Genomic DNA, 18636 nt, shown 5'->3' with positions numbered 1-18636 from the left:
AACGTTGCGACCTGGCGCGTTTACCGCTACCTTAACCACATTCTTTTGACCCCGACGGCGGAGCCTCGCCCCCTTGAAATACCTCGTCTCCTTTCGTACTACGCTGAAAGTCTCTCGCTATCTGTTTCGGGCGCTGGCGCTCTTGCTTTGGCTGCTGGTGGCCCTGTTCTCGGTGTTTTACATCGTTAACGCGCTGCACCAGAAAGAAGCGGAGATCCGCCAGGAGTTTAACTTAAGCTCCGACCAGGCCCAGCGCTACATTCAGCGAACGTCTGACGTGATGAAGGAGCTGAAGTATATTGCCGAAAATCGTCTGACGGCGGAAAACGGCATCCTTGCGCTTCGCGGGCGTGATGACAAAACCGAAGTCCCGGACTTCCAGCCGCTGTTCCCGGATTCCGATTGCTCCACCATGAGCAATACCTGGCGCGGCTCTCTGGAATCGCTCGCCTGGTTTATGCGCTACTGGCGCGACAATTTCTCCGCCGCCTACGACCTGAACCGTGTCTTCCTGATTGGCAGCGAGAATCTCTGCATGGCTGACTTTGGCCTGCGCGACGTGCCCGTTGAGCGTGACGATGCGCTGAAAAGCCTGCATGAACGTATTGTCAAATACCGCAATGCACCGCAGGACGAGCGCGGCAATAACATCTTCTGGGTGAGCCAGGGCCCACGTCCGGGCGTGGGCTATTTCTACGCCCTGACGCCGGTTTATCTGGGCAATCGCCTGCAGGCGCTGCTGGGGATTGAGCAGACCATTCGCATGGAAAACTTCTTCACCCCGGGCAGCCTGCCCATGGGCGTGACCATTCTGGATGAAAACGGTCATCAGCTGATCTCGCTTGCCGGGCCTGATAACCGTCTAAACGTCGAACCGCACTGGATGCAGGAGCGGTCGTGGTTTGGCTATACCTCAGGTTTCCGCGAGCTGGTGCTGAAGAAGAGCCTGCCGCCTTCGTCGCTCAGTATCGTCTATTCGCTGCCGGTGGATATGGTGCTTGAGCGGATACGCATTCTTATTATGAATGCCATTCTGCTGAACCTGATCGCGGGTGGGGCGCTGTTCACCCTGGCGCGCATGTATGAGCGGAAAATCTTTATTCCTGCCGAGAGCGACGCCCAGCGACTGGAGGAACACGAGCAGTTTAACCGCAAGATTGTTGCCTCGGCGCCGGTGGGGATCTGTATTCTGCGTACCCAGGACGGGACCAATATCCTGAGTAACGAACTGGCACATAACTACCTGAACATGCTGACGCACGAAGACCGGCAGAGGCTGACGCAAATTATCTGCGGTCAGCAGGTTAACTTTGTCGACGTGTTGACGAGTACGCACACCAACCTGCAGATCAGCTTTGTGCATTCCCGCTATCGCAATGAAAACGTGGCGATTTGCGTGCTGGTGGATGTCTCCGCGCGCGTGAAGATGGAAGAGTCCTTGCAGGAGATGGCGCAGGCGGCAGAGCAGGCCAGCCAGTCGAAGTCCATGTTCCTTGCCACCGTCAGCCACGAGCTGCGTACGCCGCTGTACGGGATCATCGGTAACCTCGACCTGCTGCAGACTAAAGAGCTGCCGAAAGGCGTCGACCGGCTGGTGACGGCGATGAACAATTCTTCCAGCCTGCTGCTGAAGATCATCAGCGATATTCTCGACTTCTCTAAAATCGAGTCCGAGCAGCTGAAAATCGAGCCGCGCGAGTTTTCGCCGCGCGAGGTGATGAACCATATCAGCGCCAACTATCTCCCGCTGGTGGTGCGTAAACAGCTGGGGCTCTACTGCTTTATTGAGCCGGACGTGCCTCTGACGCTGCACGGCGATCCGATGCGCCTGCAACAGGTCATCTCTAACCTGCTCAGCAACGCCATTAAATTCACCGATACCGGCTGTATTGTGCTGCACGTCTGCCGGGCGGGGGATTACCTGAGCATTCGCGTGCGCGACACGGGCGTCGGCATCCCGGCGAAGGAGGTGGTTCGTCTGTTCGATCCGTTCTTCCAGGTCGGTACCGGCGTGCAGCGTAACTTCCAGGGAACCGGACTGGGGCTGGCGATTTGTGAGAAGCTCGTCAGCATGATGGACGGTGATATCTCCGTGGATACCGAGCCCGGCATGGGCAGCCAGTTCACCATCCGCATTCCGCTCTATTCGGCGCAGTATCCGGCAAAAGCCACGGTAGACGGGCTGAGCGATAAGCGCTGCTGGCTGGCGGTGCATAACGCCTCGCTGAATGACTATCTGACGGCGCTGCTTGCCCACAGCGGCGTGAGGGTGTGCCGCTATGAAGGTCAAACACCGGACGTGGACGATGTGCTGATCGCCGATGAGATGCCGGAACAGCCGTGGCAGGGGAGAGGGTCAGTGCTCTTCTGCCGTCGCCACATCGGTATCCCGGTTGAGCGTGCGCCAGGAGAATGGGTACACAGTGTCGCCACCCCGCACGAGCTGTTGAGCCTGCTGGCACGCATCTACAAAGTGGAACTGGAAGAGAGCGACGGCGCGGGCGGACTGCCGTCACCGGAGTCTCTGGCGTCGGTGAATGACGATATGATGATTCTGGTGGTGGATGACCATCCGATTAACCGTCGCCTGCTGGCTGACCAGCTTGGATCGCTGGGCTACCAGTGCAAAACCGCCAATGACGGCGTGGATGCGCTGAACGTGCTGAGTAAGAATCATATTGATATCGTGCTGAGCGACGTCAACATGCCTAACATGGACGGCTACCGTCTGACGCAGCGCATCCGACAGCTTGGCCTGACGTTGCCAGTGGTGGGCGTAACGGCGAACGCGCTGGCGGAAGAGAAGCAGCGCTGTCTGGAGTCAGGCATGGACAGCTGTCTGTCGAAACCGGTGACGCTGGACGTGCTGAAGCAGACATTGTCGATTTACGCGGAGCGCGTGAGAAAAACAAGAATATAAAAAAGGCCCGCAAGGGCCTTTTAAGCTTTTCACCCTCTCCCGGTGGGAGAGGGGCGGGGTGAGGGCATCAGGCCGCACACCCGTTGAGATCAATCCTTGTCCGTTGCGCTCAGCGTGACGGAGGAGAGATAGTTCAGCAGTGCAATATCGTTGTCCACGCCCAGTTTCATCATCGCTGATTTCTTCTGGCTGCTGATGGTTTTAATGCTGCGGTTCAGCTTCTTGGCGATCTCGGTCACCAGGAAACCTTCGGCGAACAGGCGCAGAACTTCACTCTCTTTCGGCGACAGGCGTTTGTCACCGTAGCCACCCGCGCTGATTTTTTCCAGCAGACGAGAGACGCTCTCAGGCGTGAACTTCTTGCCTTTCTGTAGCGCAGCAAGCGCTTTTGGCAGATCGGTCGGTGCGCCCTGTTTCAGCACAATCCCTTCGATGTCCAGATCCAGGACCGCGCTCAGGATCGCCGGGTTGTTGTTCATGGTCAGAACAATGATCGAGATATCCGGGAAGTGACGTTTAATATATTTGATGAGCGTGATTCCATCACCGTACTTGTCTCCAGGCATGGAGAGATCGGTAATGAGCACGTGTGCATCAAGCTTTGGGAGGTTATTGATCAGTGCTGTAGAGTCTTCAAATTCACCGACTACATTCACCCACTCGATCTGTTCAAGTGATTTGCGAATACCGAACAGTACAATCGGATGGTCATCGGCAATAATTACGTTCATATTGTTCATGTATAAGGCTACCTTGCTACAGCAAGCTTTTGACGTAGGCGTCAATGTCGCTGATGTATTTTTCAATGCCAGAGGCATCTTTCTCACGAATTAGATGTTCCAGCGTTTCACATAACTGCTTGCCGGGAACCAGATTAAGCATGGCAAACACCCCTTTAAGCCGGTGTGCTGTCTGTGCCAGCGCTGCAAAATCATTCGCAGCGGACTCAGTATACAACCGCTTAACATCATCTGGTACTGTATCAACAAAGAGTGAATAGTATCCGCTGGCGTGAAGCTCGGCATTTTCATTGCCGCCTAACGGGGATTCCGCTATCTCTTCCTGCGCCAGCTGCTCTTCTATTAGTTGTAGTACAGCTTCCTGCATCGCATTGCTTATATTAAAGTTGACGCGCAGTTGGCCAGGGCCGATTTTCCGCACGCCTGACTCATCATCGCTTAAAAGCAAGCCGGAGGCAGTAAGATTAGACGGATTATCAGTTAAAAACAGATCAAATTCTTGACTTGCAAGTCTTTCATCCGGCGTGATGCAGGCCGCACCCCAGTTTTCTAACTGGCGAACGACAATATTGCGGATCTCGTTCGAGGTCACATCAACCATCACCACGACATCATCCAGCAGACGTTCTTCATCTTCTTCCTGCGGATTGGCCGCCATTTTCACGTGCAGAGAATAACGGGTGCCGAGGGATTCACGGGCTTTGATATTCAGATGGCCGCCGAGCTTACGCGCCAGCTGATCGCACAGCCAGAAGGTCAGGGCATTGGCCTTGCCGTAGCGATCGCTTTGCGTGTCATTCAGGAACGGGAAGTGCAGATTATCAATTTCACTCGTGGTGACGCCTTCCCCGGTGTCCAGGATGCGGAACGTCAGGCGGTCTTCTGCTGACTCCTCAGTGCCAACTTCGAGGGTGATCTTGCCAATCTGCGTGGTGGTCACAGCGTACTGAATAATCATCAGCAGAATACGCCGCAGCGCTTCACGATCGCCGTGGCGTTCGTCATTCGCAGGGAGATTGTTATTGATCAGCAGCTGCAACCCTTTGCGCTTAATGACGGGCAGCACTTCCGGCACCACTTCATCGATCAGTTCCTGAATGGAGAAGAGGGTTGGGGTTCCCTTCCAGAAATCATTCTCCAGCATGTTCGCCAGCTGGATCTCATCAACCATTCTGACCAGCGAATCGGCCTGGCAGGCAAGCTGGTGGCTTTCAGCGGTGTTTAACGCCGCCGCCTGGGTCGCCAGCGTTTTTAACGGCTGCTTGAAGGCATCGCCAATGTTCTGCATGAATGCGGCGCGCCCCTGCTGGTTTTTCTCATACAGTCTTTGTGCCTGCTTGAGCTTTTTATTGACCAGCACTTCGCGATCCTGGTCGCGAATAATGAAGATTTGCGTGCGGGGAGCCACCTGGCTGCGGAACTGACGGATTTCGTACAGTTCATTGTTGATGGTGGCCTGAATCACTCCCTGATGCTGATCCGCCATGGTGGTGATGTTCTGCAGGTTAAGATGCGGCAGCAGATGGTCGGCAATTTTGTTGCTCATCACCGTACGATTCGCCTCCTGGTCGTGAACTAAGACCCCAAGCGGCAGCACGGAAACAATCTCTTCATTCAGTGCACGCAATACGCGCAGCTCATTGCTGGTGCCGGCCGGAACCGCAGAGGCGTCGCTCTGACGACCCGACTGGAAACGGAAGGTGCTGTAGCCAAACAGCGCCAGCGCCAGCAGACCGATATTTAACAGCAGAGGCAGCAGGATATTTTGCAGGGTATCGAGCAACAGCGTGCCAAACGGCACCTGCCACACCAGACGCATACCGGTTGAATTCAATGATGAGGCAATTTCGATTTTCGAGCCGTTAAAGGAGATCGATACGCTCTCTGCGGCCTCTTTGTCAGACGCCGCCCGCATGTTCTGGGTGCTGCTGTCGGGCTCCAGACGGAAGCTGTCGAGCGGCATGTCCGGCGGGATTAAATCATTAATCGGTAAATCGAAGGCCACCACCGTCGCCAGGTGTCCTGGCTGGTTGAACGTGGTGCGCAGGGTAAAATAATGACCGTTTTGCCAGGCCAGACGACGCAGGGAAGAGAAGCTCTCACGTTCATCAAGGGCATTCGCCTGCTGCAGCATCTCTGCCCGGCGGGAATCGACGATGCTGCCCACGGTGGTCTCTTTAAACCCGGAAGAGAGATCTTTTAATGGCAGCGTGGAGATCAGGATCATGCTGTTGTCCTGACCGTTCAGATAGTACATCGACCATGGCACCGTTTCGGCACCCCAGAGAGTATCCAGATAGGTCGAAATACGCTGCGTCATCTCAAGCGTCGCGCTGTCGTGAGAGCCAAAAATAAGCGCCTCGGTCTTACGCTGCGGTTTTTCGAGATAGTAGACATCCTGCTTAAGCCGTGTCTCCTGAAGTCCATCTCCGGACGAGGAGGCCGGGGCGGCCGCGATATTGTCGTAAATCTGCCAGGTGGCGTAGCGCCAGGTATCGATGCGCTTATGCACGGCATGGGTGATATCGACGACCTGATAGCTCTTATCCTTCAGCCAGGCGTTAACCGCGCTTTGTACCATCACCCCCATGGTCACTAACAGCACAACGATCAGAAGAAGAAAGAAACGGGTGATGCTCCCGGGAAGGAGGGAAAATTTGCTCGGGGCGGTAGTTTCAGTCTGACTCATTGATATCTTTAACCCGTCATGGTCATGCTCTGTGGCGATAGGGCAGTATAAAGGGTAATAACTGAATTTCCAGCGCCACTGCCCGGGAAGAGTCGACTTTTTCAACGGACAATATCGGCGGCAGGTGGCGCACTAAACATGTACAAACACGCCGTGCGCGTACAAATAATAAGTGCGCTTAGCCAGCAAATAGCACGAATTAACAAGAAATTAAGTTTTACATCAATATTTCGCCAGCGAAGGATAGCGGTGAGGATTTAGTTAATAGTCGTTACAGTTTCGGTGCGGTAGCACAAAAAATCAGAAGTTACGTAAAGAAAGGTAAAAAAAAACCGAATGCGAAGCATTCGGCTCAATTAGGGATAAACAGACATTCAAAACTGAATGACGGTAATAAATAAAGTTAATGATGATAGCGAGAGATATTTTAGAGATTAGGCGCGATCTTGTTTTGTCATTCAGTGCTGTAACGATTTTTATTATAACTAGTTGATTTTTATGTGTGTTATTTTTCTTTTGATTATAAGTGCTAAATTTCTAAGCTATTTGTGCTTTGTAAAAGTTCCTTGATATTTACATTTTGAAACATGTTCATAGATAAATGAAACATCTTCAAAGTTTTCGTATCATATTCGCATTGGATTATTCTGTGATTTTGCGGAGAATGAAATTGCCGACTGGTTAATGAGGGTTAACCAGTAAGCAGTGGCAATTATAAGGCATATAACAGAGGGTTAATAAAATGAAAGTTAAAGTACTGTCCCTCCTGGTACCAGCACTCCTGGTGGCAGGCGCAGCAAATGCGGCCGAAATTTATAACAAAGATGGCAACAAATTAGATCTGTACGGTAAAGTTGATGGTCTGCACTATTTCTCTGACGACAAGGGTAACGACGGCGACAAGACCTATATGCGTCTTGGCTTCAAAGGCGAAACTCAGGTTAACGATCAGCTGACCGGTTACGGCCAGTGGGAATACCAGATTCAGGGCAACACCACTGAAGGTGACAATCAGTCCTGGACGCGTGTGGCGTTCGCGGGTCTGAAATTCGCTGAGGCGGGTTCTTTCGATTACGGTCGTAACTACGGCGTAATCTACGACGTAACTTCCTGGACTGACGTTCTGCCAGAATTTGGCGGCGATACCTACGGCGCTGACAACTTCCTGCAGCAACGTGCTAACGGCGTCGCGACCTACCGTAACCAGGACTTCTTTGGTCTGGTGGACGGCCTGAACTTTGCTCTGCAGTATCAGGGCAAAAACGGCAGCGTAGAGGGTGAAAACACTAACGGTCGCAGCCTGCTGAACCAGAACGGCGACGGCTACGGTGCATCCGTGACCTATAACCTGGGCGAAGGCTTCAGCGTGGGTGGTGCGATGTCCTCCTCCAAACGTACCGCCGACCAGAATGCAGCTGGCGTATACGGTAATGGCGATCACGCAGAAGTCTATTCTGGTGGCCTGAAATACGATGCCAACAACATCTATCTGGCAGCGCAGTACTCTCAGACCTACAACGCAACCCGTTTCGGTACTTCTAACGGCAGCAACCCGACTACCGCTTACGGCTTCGCTAACAAAGCGCAGAACTTCGAAGTGGTTGCTCAGTACCAGTTCGACTTCGGTCTGCGTCCATCCATCGCTTACCTGCAGTCTAAAGGCAAAGACATCGAAGGTTACGGCGATCAGGATCTGCTGAAATATGTTGATGTGGGTGCGACTTACTACTTCAACAAAAACATGTCCACCTATGTTGATTACAAAATCAACCTGGTTGATGAAAATGAATTTACCCGTCAGGCGGGTATCGGTACTGACGATATCGTCGCGCTGGGCCTGGTTTACCAGTTCTAATCGCGTCATCGTGTGACGTAAGGGGCCTGATGGCCCCTTTTTTGTGCCTCTCTGATTCTCACAACTCACCCGTTTTGGTGTACTCTTGCCGCCCTGGCATGAGGATAATAATGAATGGACATGACTTTTTTACGCGCCAGCTTTCTGGCTATGCTTTTTTTCCTGACCGCGTGTAACGATCCCACACCCGTGGCGAAAACCGACGCACCCGCCGCGACGGTGCTCGAAGGCAAAACGATGGGGACCTTCTGGCGCGTCAGCGTGATGAACCTCGATAAAACACGCACAGACGAACTTCGCGGCAAAATCCAGTCGCAGCTGGACGCCGACGATCAGCTGCTGTCGACCTATAAAAATGACTCGGCGCTGATGCGCTTTAACCTCTCAACCAGCACCTCCCTGTGGCCAGTGAGCGAGGCGATGGCCGATATCGTGACCGAGGCAATGCGCGTGGGTTACAAAACCAACGGGGCGATGGATGTGACCGTCGGACCGCTGGTAAACCTCTGGGGATTTGGTCCGAATAAACAGCCGGTGAAGACGCCCGAACAGGCTGCCATTGATGACGCCCGCGCCCGAACAGGGCTACAGCATCTGACGGTGATCAACCAGTACGGTCAGCAGTACCTGCAAAAAGATATCCCCGATCTGTTTGTCGATCTGTCGACGGTCGGGGAAGGCTATGCGGCGGATCATCTTGCTGCGCTGATGGCCCAGGAAGGAATTTCCCGTTATCTGGTCTCGGTGGGCGGCGCGTTGGTCAGCCGGGGTATGAACGCCAGCGATAAGCCGTGGCGCGTAGCGATTCAAAAACCAACCGATCGGCAAAATGCCGTGCAGGCGATAGTGGATATCAACGGACATGGCATCAGCACCTCCGGAAGCTATCGTAACTATTACGAGCTTGAGGGGAAGCGTATTTCGCACGTTATCGATCCGCAGACCGGGCGCCCCATCACGCATAACCTGGTCTCGGTGACGGTCATTGCCCCCACCGCGCTGGAAGCGGATGCCTGGGATACCGGATTAATGGTTCTCGGCCCGGAAAAAGCCAAAGAGGTGGTTCGTCAGGAAGGGCTGGCGGTTTATATGATCACCAAAGAGGGCGACGGGTTCAAAACCTGGAGCTCGCCGCAGTTCAACAGTTTCCTGGTCAGCGACAAAAATTAAAAAGCAAGGTTGCGGGTTTTTTATCAGTGGCGCTCAGGCACGCTCTATGTATGCTTGTAAGAGGAGCCGATAATGAGAAACTCAACCTTTATTACCGATGAGGATCGCTGGCAGGCCGTGCTGGCCCGCGATCCGATCGCTGACGATCAGTTTGTCTTCGCCGTGCAGACCACGGGTATTTTCTGCCGCCCGTCATGCCGTGCCCGCCACGCGCTGCGTAAAAATGTCCGCTTTTATCCTGATGCCCATCATGCCGTACAGGCAGGCTTTCGTCCGTGCAAGCGCTGCATGCCGGACAAACTCGATCCGCAGGCGCAGAAGCTGGCGAAAGTGGAACAGGCCTGCCGTCTTCTGGAGCAGGATCCTGCGCTAACCCTGGAGGGGTTGGCGCAGAAGGTTGCCATGAGTCCTTTCCATTTCCACCGTCTGTTTAAGGCCGTGACCGGCATGACGCCAAAAGCCTGGCAGCAGGCGGCGCGGGGCCAACGCCTGCGCGCCGCGCTTGCGCAGGGAGACAAAATTACCGACGCCGTGCTGGCGGCGGGGTTTCCCGACAGCAGCAGCTATTATCGTAAAGCCAACGATGCGCTGGGCATGACGGCGAAGCAGTACCGTAAAGGAGAGGTGGCCGTGCGGTATGCCATCGATGACTGTTCGTTAGGACGCTGTCTGGTCGCCGAAAGCGAGCGGGGGATCTGCGCGATTCTGCTGGGTGACACCGATGCGGAAGTCACCGCAGAGCTTGCCACGCAATTTCCAAAAGCTACGCACGCGCCGCTGGACGACGCCTTTGTGCAGCGGATCCACCAGGTGATTGCCAGTATTGATAACCGCGATATACCGCTTGCACTGCCGCTGGATATTCGCGGAACCACGTTCCAGCAGCGCGTCTGGCAGGCCCTTCGCAACATTCCCAGCGGCGAAACGGCAAGTTACCAGCAGGTGGCGCAGGCGATTGGCCAGCCCAGTGCGGTACGCGCCGTAGCAGGCGCCTGTGCGGCAAACACGCTGGCGATTGTGATCCCCTGTCATCGGGTGGTTCGTAATGACGGTGCGCTGTCGGGCTACCGCTGGGGGACGGCGCGAAAAGCGCTATTACTGAAACGTGAGGCGAAACGCCAGGAGGGATAATGCTCGATCTTTTTGCGGATGCTGAACCCTGGCAGGAGCCGCTTGCGCCGGGGGCAGCGATCCTGCGCCGCTTTGCACTCTCCCGTGCGGCGGCGCTGCTTGCCGGTATCGACGAGGTGACGGCGGTTTCGCCGTTTCGCCATATGGTGACGCCGGGCGGCTACACCATGTCGGTGGCCATGGCCAACTGCGGGGAACTGGGCTGGGCGACGAACGAGCGGGGCTATCTGTATGCCCCGCACGACCCCACGACCGGCCAGCCGTGGCCCCCGATGCCTGCCGTTTTTCAGGCTCTCTGCCACGAGGCTGCCGTGGCGGCGGATTATCCTGACTTTCGCCCTGATGCCTGTCTGATTAACCGCTACGCCGTCGGTGCGAAGCTCTCGCTGCATCAGGACAAGGATGAGCCCGATCTGCGCGCGCCTATCGTCTCTGTATCGTTAGGTCTGCCCGCCGTCTTCCAGTTCGGGGGATTACGCCGCAACGATCCGCTCAAACGCATCATGCTGGAACATGGCGATGTGGTGGTGTGGGGCAGGGAATCTCGGCTTTATTATCACGGCATTCAGCCGCTGAAACCCGGGATCCACCCCCTCACGGGCGAGTACCGTTATAACCTGACCTTCCGTCAGGCGGGGATGCGTAAACAAAAATAAGAATTATTCTTGATGTACGCGCCTGGCAGTTTACACTGCTGGCTGATTTTTATTGTCCGGATTGCCTGCATGCAACTACTTCTCCTTGTCTGGCGTCAGTATCGCTGGCCCTTCATTGCCGTAATGGCATTAAGCCTTGCCAGCGCCGCGCTGGGTATTGGCCTGATCGCGTTCATTAACGTGCGGTTGATTGAAATGGTCGACACCTCGCTCTCCGTATTGCCGGAGTTTCTCGGTCTGCTGCTCCTGTTGATGGCGGTTACGCTCGGTTCCCAGCTTGCGCTGACCGCGCTTGGGCACCATTTCGTTTTCCGTTTGCGCAGTGAGTTTATCAAGCGGATCCTGGACACCCAGATAGAGCGCGTTGAGCAGCTCGGGAGCGCTTCCCTGCTGGCGGGGCTGACCAGCGACGTGCGCGCCATTACCATCGCGTTCGTTCGTCTGCCGGAGCTGGTGCAGGGGATCATTCTGACCTTTGGATCGGCCGCTTATCTCGCCTGGCTCTCCAGCAAAATGCTGGCGGTGACCGCGCTGTGGATTGCCATCACCATCTGGGGCGGCTTTGTGCTGGTGTCGCGCGTCTACAAACACATGGCGGTGCTGCGTGAAACCGAAGATAAGCTCTATAACGATTACCAGACGGTACTGGAAGGGCGCAAAGAGCTCACCCTGAACCGCGAGCGCGCCGAGTATATCTTTAACCATCTCTATATCCCGGACGCGCGCGAATATCGTCATCATATTATTCGCGCCGATACCTTCCACCTGAGTGCGGTGAACTGGTCAAACATCATGATGCTGGGTGCCATTGGCCTGGTATTCTGGATGGCGAACAGCCTGGGCTGGGCGGACACCAACGTCGCGGCAACCTACTCGCTGACGCTGCTGTTTTTGCGCACGCCGCTGCTCTCGGCGGTCGGCGCGTTGCCCACCTTGCTGAGTGCGCAGGTGGCCTTTAATAAGCTCAAAAAATTCGATCTCGCGCCGTTTAAGGCCGAATTTCCGCGCCCGCAGGCCTTCCCGAACTGGCAGACGCTGGAGCTGCGTAACGTCACGTTCCGCTATCAGGACAGCGCCTTCTCCGTGGGGCCAGTCAACCTGACAATCCGTCGCGGCGAGCTGCTGTTCCTGATCGGCGGCAACGGCAGCGGTAAATCGACGCTGGCGATGCTGCTTACCGGGCTTTATCAGCCGCAGTCGGGCGAGATTTTGCTGGATGGCAGAGCGTTGAGCGCGGAGAAACCCGAGGATTACCGCAAGCTTTTCTCGGCGGTGTTCACCGACGTCTGGCTGTTCGATCGGCTGCTGGGTCCGGAAGGGCAGCAGGCCAATCCTGCGCTGGTGGAAAAATGGCTGGCGCAGCTGCAGATGTCGCACAAGCTGGAGTTACAGGACGGGAAGATCCTCAATCTGAAGCTTTCCAAAGGGCAGAAAAAGCGCGTGGCGCTGCTGCTGGCGCTGGCGGAAGAGCGTGACATCATTCTGCTGGATGAGTGGGCGGCGGATCAGGACCCGCACTTCCGCCGCGAGTTTTATCAGGTGCTGCTGCCGCTGATGCAGGAGATGGGCAAAACCATTTTCGCCATCAGCCATGACGATCACTACTTCATTCATGCTGACCGCCTGCTGGAGATGCGCGACGGCAGGCTCAGCGAGCTGACCGGTGAAGAGCGCGATGCAGCCTCGCGTGACGCGGTGGCGCGTACGGCCTGAAGCCCTCACCCTAACCCTCTCCCTGTAGGAGAGGGGATAGATCGTAGCCGTAATGCCGATTTTTTCTCCATCCCGCCCCGTTGTTTATTCTTATTTACATATCCTCGCGCTATGCTTAATACCAACTTATTTCATGGATTTATGATTGATGTCGGTATTAAAGAAAAACAGCGCCAGACAGCGTGACCAGGAACGTGCGCGACTGATCTGGCTTCTCACGACCGATAAAGCGGTCACCTCTACGCTATTAGGCAAACTGACCCTGGCTGAGCAATATGATGTCGGCACTTTAGCCGACGATATTGCTGAGGTAGGTGCGCTGGTTGCTCACTTACCCCCGCCGGATCTGGCGGATACCCTGGAAGCGCTTCCCTCGGAAGAACGTCACGCCCTGTGGCGGCTGGTGCAGGATCACGAGCGCGGACAGGTGCTGCTTGAGGCCTCAGAAAACGTCTGGGACGACCTGATCGACGAGATGAGCGACCGGGATATTCTCGACGCTCTGCAAACCCTGGATATCGACGAGCAGATTTACCTGGTTCAGCACCTGCCGCGAAACCTGACCGGCCGTCTGCTGGCGTCACTGCCTGCCGATGAACGCGCGCGCGTGCGTCAGGTGATGCACTACGAGAAAAACAGCGTCGGCGCGATTATGGAGTTCGGCGTGATCACGGTGCGTCCGGACGTGACGCTCGGCACCGTGCAGCGCTATCTGCGTCGCCTGGGCAAAATGCCGGATAACACCGATAAGCTGTTTGTCACCTCCCGGGATAAAACCCTGCTCGGCGAGCTGGAGCTGAAAACCATCCTGCTCAACAGCACCCAGCGGAAGGTGAGCGAGGTGATGGAAAACGAGCCGATGGTCTTCTCCCCGGAGGACGATGCGGAGAAAGCGGCGCGTACCTTCGAACGTGACGACCTCGTGAGTGCCGCCGTCGTGGACTCCGTCGGCAAACTGATGGGGCGTCTGACCATCGACGAGATCGTTGACGTCGTTTATGAAGAAACCGACAACGACCTGCGTGCGCTGGGGGGGATCAGTGCGGGAGATGACGTCCATGCCTCCGTCGGCAAGGCGGTGAAAACGCGCTGGGCGTGGCTGGCCATTAACCTGTGTACCGCGTTTATCGCCTCCCGCGTGATTGACGGTTTCGAACACACCATTTCGCAGCTGGTGGCGCTGGCCTCGCTGATGCCGATTGTGGCCGGAATAGGCGGGAATACTGGCAATCAGACTATCACGATGATCGTTCGCGCGCTGGCGCTGGAGAATATTCAGCCCGGCAACTTCGCCTTTCTGATCTTCAGAGAGATGGGGGTGGCGCTGATCAACGGCCTGGTCTGGGGCGGGATTATGGGGGGCATCACCTGGTGGTTGTATGACGATATGGCGCTGGGTGGGGTGATGATGCTGGCGATGGTGCTGAACCTGCTGGTGGCATCGATGATGGGCGTTATTATCCCGTTGACCATGACCAAACTGGGTCGCGACCCCGCGGTGGGGTCGAGCGTGATGATCACCGCCATCACCGATACCGGCGGTTTCTTTATTTTTCTTGGGCTGGCGACGATTTTTCTGCTTTAAGCCGACGCTTAATGCGGGCGGGAAGCAGCACCATGACGATAATCCCGCCCAGCACGCCAATCGCCAGATTGCCGGTTGATACCGTGGCGGCAACGGTCACCAGCATGACGACCGTTTCTGCAATCGGAGCCGTTTTCAGCGTGGCCGGCTGAAGGCTGTGCCAGCTGAAGGTTTTGACGGCGACGATCGCCATAATGCCCGCCAGCACCGCCATCGGGATGTTGGCCATCACGTCGCTGAGCGCCGTCACCAGGATCAGCAGCACGATGCCCGCAGCGAAGGTTGAAATGCGGCTTCGGCCTTTTCCCATCTCCACGTTAACGATGGTTTGTCCGATCATCGCGCAGCCCGCAATACCACCGTAAAATCCGGCCAGGATATTGCCGACGCCTAATCCAATGCTTTCGCGGCGTTTACTTGACGGCGTCGCGGTCAGCTCATCCACCAGCTTTGCGGTCAGCAGGGATTCCAGCAGGCCGACAAACGCGATGCTCAACGCGCACGGCCAGATTATGCTCAGCGTCTGGAGATTGAGAGGGACCAGAAGTTCACTAAGACCCGGCAAGCCGCCGCTCATGGCGCCTTCATCGCCCACGGTCGGCAGGCTTTGCCCGGTTGAAACGGTAAACAAGGTTAACAGCACAATCGCAATCAGTGGGGAAGGGATGCTTTTGATATAGCGCGGCACCCACAGCACGATCAGTACCGTCAGCACGAACAGGCCCACAATCAGCGGGCTTCGGCTCCAGAAATGGGGAACCTGCGCAAAGAAAATCAATATCCCGAGGGCGTTAACAAACCCGGTCATGACCGACTGGGGAATAAAGCGCATCAGCCTTGCCATGCCCAGCACGCCAAACAGAATCTGAATCACGCCAGCCATGAGCACGGCGGGAAGAATGTACTGTACGCCGTGCTGATGCACCATGGGCCCAATAACCAGCGCCACGGAACCGGCCGCGGCCGTGACCATCGCCGGGCGACCGCCCAGTACGGACAGGGCAAGACAGAGCACCACGGAAGCGATCAGGCTGACCTTCGGGTCAACGCCCGCCACCACGGAAAATGAGATGACCTCGGGGATCAGCGCCAGGGCGGTAATCACGCCCGCCAGCGTTTCACGCGTCAGCTGCTTAGGGGAACGCAGCACGCTGGCGACACGGTTTTCGGGAGATAAAGGAGAATGGGGTAGGGACATAACGTTTCGCTGGTTAGGGCAGGCTTCCGTGCGCGCGATCACAAAACGCAACATACTAGCCCGTTAAACCGCCCTTTACCAGACGCTTCGATAATTCCTCACAAACAATCCATCATTAAATTTCACAATTACAATAATTTCGTAACCTTTAAACAATATTTAAAAGTTGTTACCGTGCCCCCGCAGCTTTTTTCACCTGCAATTTCCACGCATCAAGCACTTTTACACTAAGGCATAAATTATGAAAAAAATGACTGCCATGCTCTTTTCTCTGGCCGTGGGGCTTAACACCGTCTCCATGGCGGCGAAAGCTGACGCACCAAAAGAGCAGGAAACGGACGTCCTTTTAATCGGTGGCGGTATCATGAGCGCCACGCTGGGAACCTATCTGCAAGAACTGCAGCCGGACTGGTCAATGACCATGGTCGAGCGCCTTGATGGCGTGGCGCAGGAGAGTTCGAACGGCTGGAACAACGCCGGTACCGGCCATTCGGCACTCATGGAACTGAACTATACGCCGCAGAAAAAGGACGGTTCCATTAGTATCGAGAAAGCGGTAGAGATCAACGAGGCGTTCCAGGTTTCTCGTCAGTTCTGGTCTCACCAGGTCAACAGCGGCGTGCTGCACGACCCGCACTCCTTTATCAATACCGTACCGCACATGAGCTTTGTGTGGGGCGAGCAGAACGTCAACTTCCTGCGCGCGCGCTACGCCGCACTGCAGCAGAGCACGCTGTTCCGCGGGATGAAATACTCTGAAGATCACGCGCAGATTAAAGAGTGGGCTCCGCTGGTCATGGAAGGTCGTGACCCGAACCAGAAAGTGGCGGCGACCCGTACCGAAATTGGTACCGACGTCAACTACGGTGAAATTACCCGTCAGCTGGTGACGTCTCTGAAGAAAAAAGAGAACTTCAACCTGCAGCTCAGCACCGAAGTGCGCGGTTTCAAGCGCAACGCGGATAACAGCTGGAGCGTGACCGTTGCCGATCTGAAAAACAACGAAGCCGAGCACGTCATCAAGGCGAAGTTTGTCTTTATCGGTGCGGGCGGCGCGGCGCTGAAGCTGCTGCAGGAGTCCGGTATTCCGGAAGCTGACGACTACGCGGGCTTCCCGGTGGGCGGTCAGTTCCTGGTGTCCGATAACCCGGAAGTGGTGAACCGTCATCTGGCAAAAGTGTACGGTCAGGCCTCTGTTGGCGCACCGCCGATGTCTGTTCCGCACATCGACACCCGTATGCTTGACGGCAAACGCGTGGTGCTGTTTGGGCCGTTCGCGACCTTCTCCACGAAGTTCCTGAAAAATGGTTCCCTGTGGGACCTGCTCAGCGCAACCACCACCTCTAACGTCAAGCCGATGATGGACGTGGGTCTGGATAACTTCGACCTGGTGAAATACCTGATTAGCCAGGTGATGCTCTCTGACGACGATCGTTTCGAGGCGCTGAAAGAGTACTATCCGCAGGCGAAGAAAGAAGACTGGCGTCTGTGGCAGGCGGGTCAGCGCGTACAGATCATCAAGCGCGATCCGAAAGAGGGTGGCGTGCTGCGTCTGGGCACCGAAGTGGTAAGCGATAAGGACGGCACCATCGCCGCGCTGCTGGGTGCGTCACCGGGTGCGTCTACCGCTGCGCCAATCATGCTGCACCTGATGGAAAAAGTGTTTAAAGATAAAGTCGCCAGCCCGGAATGGCAGGCGAAGCTGAAAACCATTATTCCATCCTATGGCACGAAGCTGAACGGCAACGTGAGCGCGACGGAGCAGGAGCTGGAATACACCAGCCGCGTACTGCAGCTGCAGTACATCAAACCGCAGGCTGCGGATGCTGCGCCAAAAGCGGAGCTGAAGCCTCAGCCGGAAAACAAACCGGTTGCGGATATCGCGCTGTAAGGTAAAAAAGCCGGGTGGCGCTGACGCCTACCCGGCCTATGTTCGGTGTTGTTTTATAGGTCGGGTTAGGCGAAGCCGCCACCCGACTTTTAACGTACTACCGCTTGTCCGACAGTCTCTTCTGCCTTCCACACGCGATACTTCACTTCCACGTTTTCAGGCGTATAGACCACGATCGGCAACTTGCTGTTGTAGCGCAGCAGGCTATTGTCGCCCAGATACGCTGTCACAAATTTCTTCTCTTTCTTGCCATCCGGGCAGGCCATCATGGTGGAGACCGGCGAGGTGACTTTATCAAAGACGTAGTAGTCGTAACCCCAGCCTTCCAGGGTTTTGCTTTCCAGCTGACCGCCCAGGCGATGCTGGTTGCAGTCCACTTCCAGCGTCTTGCCAATTAACAGCTCCACTTTGAAATTCGCTTCATCCTGCTGTGCCGGCAGCTGAATCACCTGACGCTTCATCCCTTTATCCGCTTTCGGATACGGGGCGACTTTTTCCAGCGGCTGCTCTTTAGGTGTTTCGCTGGCGAAAGCACTGGTGCTGACACACGCGGCGGCGATGAGTGCGATGGCAAATTTAGGTGCGTTTTTCATTGTCATTCCTTTATGTCAAAACGATCCTGCACAGGTTAACATATCAATTATGAATGATTGGTGTTATTTACTTACATTTTCAATATGAATAGCGTAATAAACCACATATTTGCCATTTAGGTAGATGTTTGTCCTGGCGTGGAGTCCGGCAGGCGTTTGTGTTATTTTAGATCCTCTATAATGTTATTCATCTGTAAAAGGGAAGAGAGATGGTTCGAGCAAAACTGAAAACGCCTGAAGGCCGCAAGTTCCTCCTGGCGCTGCTGGTCGTGTTTATGATTGCTGCCGCATGCGTGGGGCGGGCCACCATTGTTGGCGTCATCGAACAGTACAACATTCCTCTCTCTGCCTGGACAACCAGCATGTATGTCCTGCAATCGGCGATGATCTTCGTCTACAGTCTGGTGTTCACCGTTCTGCTGGCCATCCCGCTGGGCATTTTCTTCCTGGGCGGACGTGAGAAGCACTAAGCCTTCACCTCAGATAATGAAGCCA

General features: G+C 55.4%; 13 protein-coding genes. 9 read left to right on the top strand and 4 right to left on the bottom strand.

Annotation, left to right across the window (positions count from 1 at the left end):
• Window positions 1-73 precede the first annotated feature (73 nt).
• A complete protein-coding gene (gene rcsC, locus GXP72_RS15780) occupies window positions 74-2920 on the top strand; it encodes a two-component system sensor histidine kinase RcsC (RefSeq protein WP_090419928.1) in 2847 nt (948 codons plus the stop codon).
• 89 nt (window positions 2921-3009) lie between these two features.
• Here the strand turns inward: rcsC and rcsB are convergent, their stop codons facing one another.
• Both rcsB and rcsD read right to left on the bottom strand, forming a co-directional pair.
• The gene (rcsB, locus tag GXP72_RS15775; protein WP_003859405.1) at window positions 3010-3660 is read right to left on the bottom strand and encodes a response regulator transcription factor RcsB; all 651 of its coding nucleotides are present in this window, start codon (window positions 3658-3660) and stop codon (window positions 3010-3012) included.
• A gap of 16 nt (window positions 3661-3676) precedes the next feature.
• Complete coding sequence (rcsD, locus tag GXP72_RS15770) at window positions 3677-6349, bottom strand: phosphotransferase RcsD (RefSeq protein WP_090419925.1); 2673 nt, start codon at window positions 6347-6349, stop codon at window positions 3677-3679.
• A 742-nt stretch (window positions 6350-7091) separates the two neighbouring features.
• Between rcsD and GXP72_RS15765 the strand changes: the two genes are divergently transcribed.
• From GXP72_RS15765 to mgtE, 6 genes are all read left to right on the top strand, one after another.
• On the top strand, window positions 7092-8204 hold the full coding sequence (locus GXP72_RS15765; RefSeq protein ID WP_208763102.1) for a porin OmpC: 1113 nt from the start codon (window positions 7092-7094) through the stop codon (window positions 8202-8204).
• A 114-nt stretch (window positions 8205-8318) separates the two neighbouring features.
• Window positions 8319-9374 (top strand): FAD:protein FMN transferase ApbE, encoded by a 1056-nt coding sequence (gene apbE, locus GXP72_RS15760; RefSeq protein WP_032646590.1) that lies wholly within the window; start codon window positions 8319-8321, stop codon window positions 9372-9374.
• Between the two features lie 72 nt (window positions 9375-9446).
• Window positions 9447-10505 (top strand): bifunctional DNA-binding transcriptional regulator/O6-methylguanine-DNA methyltransferase Ada, encoded by a 1059-nt coding sequence (gene ada / locus GXP72_RS15755; RefSeq protein WP_090419922.1) that lies wholly within the window; start codon window positions 9447-9449, stop codon window positions 10503-10505.
• The gene (gene alkB / locus GXP72_RS15750; protein ID WP_090419919.1) at window positions 10505-11161 is read left to right on the top strand and encodes a DNA oxidative demethylase AlkB; all 657 of its coding nucleotides are present in this window, start codon (window positions 10505-10507) and stop codon (window positions 11159-11161) included. The genes ada and alkB overlap by 1 nt, the downstream gene beginning before the upstream one ends.
• A gap of 69 nt (window positions 11162-11230) precedes the next feature.
• On the top strand, window positions 11231-12874 hold the full coding sequence (locus tag GXP72_RS15745; protein WP_090420248.1) for a multidrug ABC transporter permease/ATP-binding protein: 1644 nt from the start codon (window positions 11231-11233) through the stop codon (window positions 12872-12874).
• A gap of 148 nt (window positions 12875-13022) precedes the next feature.
• Window positions 13023-14459, top strand: a complete 1437-nt coding sequence (gene mgtE, locus GXP72_RS15740) for a magnesium transporter (protein WP_045414667.1) — start codon at window positions 13023-13025, stop codon at window positions 14457-14459.
• Here the strand turns inward: mgtE and GXP72_RS15735 are convergent.
• On the bottom strand, window positions 14422-15711 hold the full coding sequence (locus GXP72_RS15735) for a SulP family inorganic anion transporter (protein ID WP_196351919.1): 1290 nt from the start codon (window positions 15709-15711) through the stop codon (window positions 14422-14424). The genes mgtE and GXP72_RS15735 overlap by 38 nt on opposite strands.
• A gap of 187 nt (window positions 15712-15898) precedes the next feature.
• Here GXP72_RS15735 and mqo point away from each other — a divergent pair, with 187 nt between their 5' ends.
• Window positions 15899-17548 carry a malate dehydrogenase (quinone) gene (gene mqo, locus GXP72_RS15730; protein ID WP_023344564.1) on the top strand — a complete coding sequence of 550 codons (1650 nt, stop codon included), beginning with the start codon at window positions 15899-15901 and terminating at the stop codon, window positions 17546-17548.
• 89 nt (window positions 17549-17637) lie between these two features.
• Here mqo and eco read toward each other — a convergent pair whose 3' ends face one another.
• Window positions 17638-18141, bottom strand: a complete 504-nt coding sequence (eco, locus tag GXP72_RS15725; protein ID WP_048991686.1) for a serine protease inhibitor ecotin — start codon at window positions 18139-18141, stop codon at window positions 17638-17640.
• A gap of 209 nt (window positions 18142-18350) precedes the next feature.
• Here eco and GXP72_RS15720 point away from each other — a divergent pair, with 209 nt between their 5' ends.
• Entirely contained in the window at window positions 18351-18611 is a 261-nt protein-coding gene (locus tag GXP72_RS15720) for a DUF2534 family protein (RefSeq protein ID WP_008500962.1), read from the top strand.
• Window positions 18612-18636: the final 25 nt, after the last annotated feature.

Origin of the sequence: Enterobacter sp. SES19 (genome assembly GCF_011765665.1) — a bacterium.
Lineage (GTDB): Bacteria > Pseudomonadota > Gammaproteobacteria > Enterobacterales > Enterobacteriaceae > Enterobacter > Enterobacter pseudoroggenkampii.
The sequence above is the reverse complement of the archived record's forward strand: the minus strand, read 5'-3'. Positions and strand labels throughout refer to the sequence as shown.